Here is a 1,124-nt window from a genome sequence, read left to right on the forward strand (position 1 = left end):
TGTCGTACAATGTTTGTTGTACGTCAAAAATCTACAAAAACAGATAAAAAAATTTAAAATCTAACAATCATTATAGATAGGTGTAACAGTGGATTCAACCGCTTTCGGTTGATTCAAGTACATCTTTACATGTGAATGGCTTCATGCAGACAGCTTTCCACATAGTCGGGGGCCGCCTTTTGCATTTGTTCCACTGTGTGAAGATATCGCTGCGTTGTAGTAAGATGGGCGTGCCCAAGGTTTGCCTGCACCTGCTGCAAGGACGCGCCGTGCAGCAGGGCCAGTGTCGCGTTTGTATGACGAAGCCAGTGAGGCGTTATTTTTTTGCCCAGATGACAATTATCGCGCGCCTTTCTGATAATTCTTTCGACCTGTCTGACCGACACGGGAAACACTCGCTGGTCTTGCACAGCACCTAAAGTCTGCGAGAACTCCTTGAATAATTCCCAAAATTTTGGAGGGACTTTTACTTCCCGCTCTTTCCCACCTTTGCCTTGTGCCACGGTTAACCATATCGAGGTTTCAGCCGGATCGGTGTGAAAATGTCCCCATTGGATAGAGGTCAGCTCCGACACCCGCAATCCGAGCATGATAAGCGTTAATCCAATAAGGTAATCCCGCTCTCCCTGGGCTTTTAGCTGTTTTAAAAAAAGCACAACCTCGCGCCGGGTCAAATAGTGATTTTTGCTGGTAACGTAAATCCTGGGACTTCGCACGCAAGTAGTCGGATTGTGAGTAAACAACTTTACATTAGGGTCGCTGCCCCATTTGTACAACGAGCGCAGCGGCGCCAGCAGGCTGGCTACGGAGGCGGGCGCCAGCGGCGTTTGGCTTACACTGTTTACTCCTCTTGTCAAACCTATTTTATACGCTTCGATATCTCTCCAGGTTACCTCGTGCAACGACTTTGGTAAAACGAATCTGCGAAAGTGATCAATGGCTCGCTTATAATTCCGCAGGGTGTACCTTGAGTGTGTACATACGCTTAAAAACATGTTGACGATTTGTTCGTCTGTGCAGCCTCCCTGCTCGATGTGATGCATTAAGTCTCTTGAAAGCATGTTATTTTCAATCACCGGCAAGCCTTCTCCTTTCATGTGACGTACAACAAACATTGTACGACA

Annotated in this window: 1 protein-coding gene; it reads right to left on the bottom strand. The window is 47.0% G+C overall.

The annotated features are described in order from the left end of the window. Positions 1-125: 125 nt before the first annotated feature. Complete coding sequence (locus ACI7RC_RS27720) at positions 126-1,061, bottom strand: tyrosine-type recombinase/integrase (protein ID WP_408111381.1); 936 nt, start codon at positions 1,059-1,061, stop codon at positions 126-128. Between the last annotated feature and the right edge of the window lie 63 nt (positions 1,062-1,124).

Source organism: Brevibacillus sp. B_LB10_24 (assembly GCF_046036945.1).
Taxonomy (GTDB): Bacteria; Bacillota; Bacilli; order Brevibacillales; family Brevibacillaceae; genus Brevibacillus_C.